Below are 4,223 nucleotides of genomic sequence, written 5' to 3'. Positions count from 1 at the left end.
GCCACGAATCGTGCACGATGCGGCGCACTCCCGAGACGGCGGTGCGGTCGCCGACCACCGCGTCGTGGGCCTGGGCGAGCCGCTCGCGGGTGGACCGGTCGAAGGGCTCGGTGCTCCAGGGAGCGGTCAACGGCGCCTCCGATCGTCATTAATCGAGTGGCCTCATGCTACTCCGCCGACCGCACCGGGCGACGGTTACTCGGCGTGCAGCAGCGAGCCGTCCTTCTGCAGTACGTTCTTCTCGCCGGCCTCGATCGGCACGGCGAAACGGTTCTGCTTCGGCGGCATCGGGCAGTTGAAGTTGTAGCTGAACGCGCAGGGCGGCAGCACGGCCAGGTTGAAGTCGAGGGTGATCGACCCGTCGGGACGCGGTGCGACGAACAGGAACCGGCCGACGCTGTACGTGCTGTCGCCGCTCGTGGCGTCGGCGAAGACGAGCTGCAGAGCGCGGCCCGACTTGAACGCGGCCAGGTCGTAGTCGACGCCGTCTTTTGTGAACGTGATCTCGCCCGGAACGACCTCGTCGCGGGTGTTGCCGTCGTCTTTGAGGTGCTCGAAGCCGACGGTCTTGCCGCCGGGGATCTCGGTGAACTTGGCCGTCACGACCCAGTCGGGGTTGTAGGGGAAGGCGTCGATCGAACCGAACTTCTGAATCTCTTCGGAGTTCGCGTCCCAGACCCGCAGGGCGTAGCCGCCCGCCTCGCTGGCGATCACGAAGCCGGTCTTGCCCGCGCCGAAATCGATGTCGCCCGGTGCATCCGAATCCTTGCCGCGCACAACGGCCTCACCGTCGACGAGAACGCCGTCGACCGTGATGTTGTCGGCAGCGACCGCCGTGACAACGAGACCCGATTCGCCGGCGGGCCGCGGCGCCCAGGTTCCGGGAACACCCCAGATGGTCTGTTCCGAGTCGATCCACTGCGTGTTCACGAGCGCCAGGCTGCCCTTGGGCTGCACCACGCTCAGTTCACGACGCTCGTGGTAGGTCGCGAGCAGGGCTTCGGGTGTGGGCGTAGTCGTGTCGGTCATTGGTCCATCCTTGTCGAGGTGTCAGGCATAACCAAAAACGACACGACTTTATTGCAAGCCCCGGGCCGCGCTCACGGGTCGTGTTAGCGTCGCCCCATGACCGACATGACTGACGACGAAAAACGTCGCGACCAGCTGCTGCGCCTCTCCGGATCGACCGAGGAAGACGCGGCCCCGCGCATCACCGTCGAGGAGACCGAAGACGGCGTGAAGCGCATCGACATCGCCGAGACCGCCGCCGTGCGTCCGGGCGATCCCGAGAACAAAGAGTAAGCGCCCGCCCGTCGCGGTGCCGCGCGGGAGGCCTCAGCGCGTGAGGCGCGACTCGGCGGTCTGTCCGCGGCGCGAGACCCAGAGCACCGCGGCGGCGACGAGGGCGATAGCCGCGGCGATGACGACCACGTAGATCGCCACCGAGAGGTAGCCGTCGGCCGACGTCACGGGGTTGAGGAACGGGTACGGGTACCAGAAGTCGTTGCCGAAGATCGCGTCGGTCACGAACGGGCCGCGGATGAGCGTGTAGCCGACCCACACGATCGGGTACACCAGCACGAACCAGATCGTCCGGGCCGCGATCGCCGACCGGCCCGGCGCGAACAGCCAGTCGACCAGGAGGTACACCGGCGCGACCACGTGCAGGATCTCGTTCGACCAGCCCACCGTGGAGCCCTGCGGCAATTCGATGCCGCGAAGCAGCAGGTTGTAGACGAGGCCCGTGACGACCATGTAGGTCGTGACGCTCGCGCGGGCGAGCGTGTACCCGGCCGAGTCCGGGCGGCTCCGCATGATCAATTGCACGGCGCCGATCACGAGCACGACGGCCGAGGCGATGTTCGACTCGATGGTGAAGAAACTGAAGAAGTTGACGACCTGGATCGTCGGGTCGGTTATGCCGCTCTCGCGCCAGAAGCCGAGACTCTCGCTCAACTGGGCGATGATGGCCACGGTGATCGCGACGGCGACGGCGACCCTCAGAACGACGAACAGCGGTCTCACGGCCTGCCTCCCATTCGGCGTTACGGTGTGCATCATCTTGGCACGTCCCGGCCGGGTACGAGGGATAGCACGTCGTGTCGTGCTGGTCGAGGCCTTGGTGGCGTCGGACGCCGAACGTAGCCTGATCACTGTCATGCCGCACCTCCCCGTGAACCACGTGTCCTTCCGACCGTCTCCCCGATCCGCCGGGCCGCTGACGACCCTCGCGGCAGAGCTCGCACCCTCCACCGTCGATGAGTCTCTGGATGCGGCCACGCTGCTCGGCGCTCGAGCGCACTCCCCGGCAGCGGGTTCGACGACCGACCTCTGGGAGGCCCTCGCCACCCTCGCGGCACACGACCTCGGCGCCGCACGCACGGTCGAACCGCACCTCGACGCGCTCGCCATCCTCGAGCAGGCGAGCCTCGACGAGACCCCGGATGACACGGCCACGGCGACGGGCACGTGGGGCGTCTTCGCGGCGGAGGGCGGCGACGATCCGCTCGTCGCCACGAAGGTCGGCGACTCCTGGCTGCTGAGTGGCACGAAGCCGTGGTGTTCGCTCGCCGGCCGGCTCGACCGTGCGCTCGTGAGCGCGCACGTCGGTGACGGCGCCCGCCGTCTGTTCGCCGTCGAACTCACCTCCCCCGGAGTCGACGTCGTCGACGACGCCTGGCACGCACGCGGCCTCACCGAGATCCCCAGCGGCCCCGTGCGCTTCGACGCGGTCGTCGGCGAGCCGGTGGGCGACGCCGGCTGGTACCTGTCCCGGCCCGGGTTCGCCTGGGGCGGCATCGGCGTCGCCGCGTGCTGGTTCGGCGGAGCGGTGGGCATCGCCCGCACGGTGTTCGCCACGGCCGCCGACGACAGGCCCTTCGCCGTTATGCATCTCGGCGCGATCGACGAACTGCTCGAGAGCGCGCGGCGCGCGCTCGCCGAGGCCGCACACCTGGTCGACACGGGCGACGACACGATCGACCCCGGCGTGCTCGCAGCCCGGGTGCGGTCCACCGTGGCGCGTGCCTGCGACGAGATCGTCGACCGGGCCGGTCGTGCGCTCGGGCCGGCGCCGCTCGCTCTGGACGCGGTGCACGCCAAGCGGGTCGCCGACCTGCGGCTCTACGTGCGCCAGCACCACGCGGAACGCGACCAGCACGCGCTCGGCAGCTCCCTGCTGCGGCTGGGGGTCGCACCGTGGTGACCTTCGACTCCAACGAGCCCGGAACGCCCGCCGAACTGTGGCTCGGCGACGACCGGGTCGGTCATCTTCCGTCCGCGGACCTCGCCGACGTCGAACACCTCGTCGTGGTGGCGGCGCACCCCGACGACGAGACGCTCGGGGCGGGTGCCATGATCGCCGAGTGCGGCCTGCGCGACATCCCGATCACGGTGGTCATCGTCACCGACGGCGGCGCCTCACACCCCGACTCCCCCACCATCACGCCCGACGAGCTGCGCCGACTGCGCGCCGCCGAGGCGCGGCTGGCCGTGCACCGGCTCGCGCCCGACGCCGCGGTGCACCTGCTCGGCTTCCCCGACGGCGCGGTAGAGCGCAGCCGGGCCGCCATCGCGACCGCGCTGGCCGACCTGCTGCCGGAGACGTCGGCGCTCGTCGTCGCACCCTGGCGCGGCGACGAACACGTCGACCACCGTGTCGTCGGCGAGATCTGCGCCGAGCTGGCCGCCGCCGGCTCGCTGTCGCTGCTGGAGTATCCGATCTGGCTCTGGCACTGGGCCGCTCCCGACGACGCCGCGGTGCCGTGGAACCGCTTCGTGGAGCTGAGCCCCCGCGCCGAGGCGCTCGCCCACAAGAAGAACGCCATCGCCGCCTACGCCTCGCAGGCCGAGCCGCTCAGCGACCAGCCCGGTGACGAGGCGATGCTGCTCGAGCCATTCCTCGCCAACTTCCGCGGCAGGCACGAGCTGTTCGTGCGATCCGAGCCGGTCGAACTCGGTGCCGCCTACTTCGACGACCTGTACGGGCGGCACGACGACCCGTGGGGATTCACCGACCGCTGGTACGAAGAGCGCAAGCGCGCCGTCACCCTCGCGAGCCTGCCCGAGCAGCACTACGGCTCGGCCCTCGAGGTGGGCTGCTCGATCGGGGTGCTCACGAGCGAGCTCGCCGGACGGTGCTCCGCGCTTCTCGCCGTCGACGTGTCGCGGGCGGCGGTCGAGGCCGCGCGGGCACGGGTCGCCGACGAGCCCGCAGTGAGCGT

5 protein-coding genes are annotated in these 4,223 nt (G+C 70.1%); 3 read left to right on the top strand and 2 right to left on the bottom strand.

The genetic code is table 11. The features are described from left to right. Positions 1 to 195 precede the first annotated feature (195 nt). Positions 196 to 1,029, bottom strand: a complete 834-nt coding sequence (locus ACLQ6X_RS17290) for a DUF1684 domain-containing protein (RefSeq protein WP_411701387.1) — start codon at positions 1,027 to 1,029, stop codon at positions 196 to 198. A 96-nt stretch (positions 1,030 to 1,125) separates the two neighbouring features. Here ACLQ6X_RS17290 and ACLQ6X_RS17285 point away from each other — a divergent pair, with 96 nt between their 5' ends. Next, positions 1,126 to 1,302 (top strand): hypothetical protein, encoded by a 177-nt coding sequence (locus ACLQ6X_RS17285; protein WP_188511280.1) that lies wholly within the window; start codon positions 1,126 to 1,128, stop codon positions 1,300 to 1,302. Positions 1,303 to 1,335: 33 nt separating this feature from the next. Here ACLQ6X_RS17285 and ACLQ6X_RS17280 read toward each other — a convergent pair whose 3' ends face one another. After that, the gene (locus ACLQ6X_RS17280) at positions 1,336 to 2,025 is read right to left on the bottom strand and encodes a Pr6Pr family membrane protein (RefSeq protein ID WP_411701386.1); all 690 of its coding nucleotides are present in this window, start codon (positions 2,023 to 2,025) and stop codon (positions 1,336 to 1,338) included. Positions 2,026 to 2,158: 133 nt separating this feature from the next. On the opposite strand from ACLQ6X_RS17280, the gene ACLQ6X_RS17275 reads away from it, so the two are divergent. Together ACLQ6X_RS17275 and ACLQ6X_RS17270 are read left to right on the top strand one after the other, a co-directional pair. Continuing rightward, on the top strand, positions 2,159 to 3,205 hold the full coding sequence (locus ACLQ6X_RS17275) for an acyl-CoA dehydrogenase (protein WP_411701385.1): 1,047 nt from the start codon (positions 2,159 to 2,161) through the stop codon (positions 3,203 to 3,205). Next, positions 3,199 to 4,223: bifunctional PIG-L family deacetylase/class I SAM-dependent methyltransferase (locus tag ACLQ6X_RS17270; protein WP_411701383.1), on the top strand; the 1,025-nt coding region annotated here is incomplete at its 3' end. The genes ACLQ6X_RS17275 and ACLQ6X_RS17270, both read left to right, overlap by 7 nt.

Source organism: Conyzicola sp. (assembly GCF_046714715.1).
Classification (GTDB): Bacteria; Actinomycetota; Actinomycetes; order Actinomycetales; family Microbacteriaceae; genus Conyzicola.
This window is presented reverse-complemented; position numbering and strand designations above follow the sequence as displayed.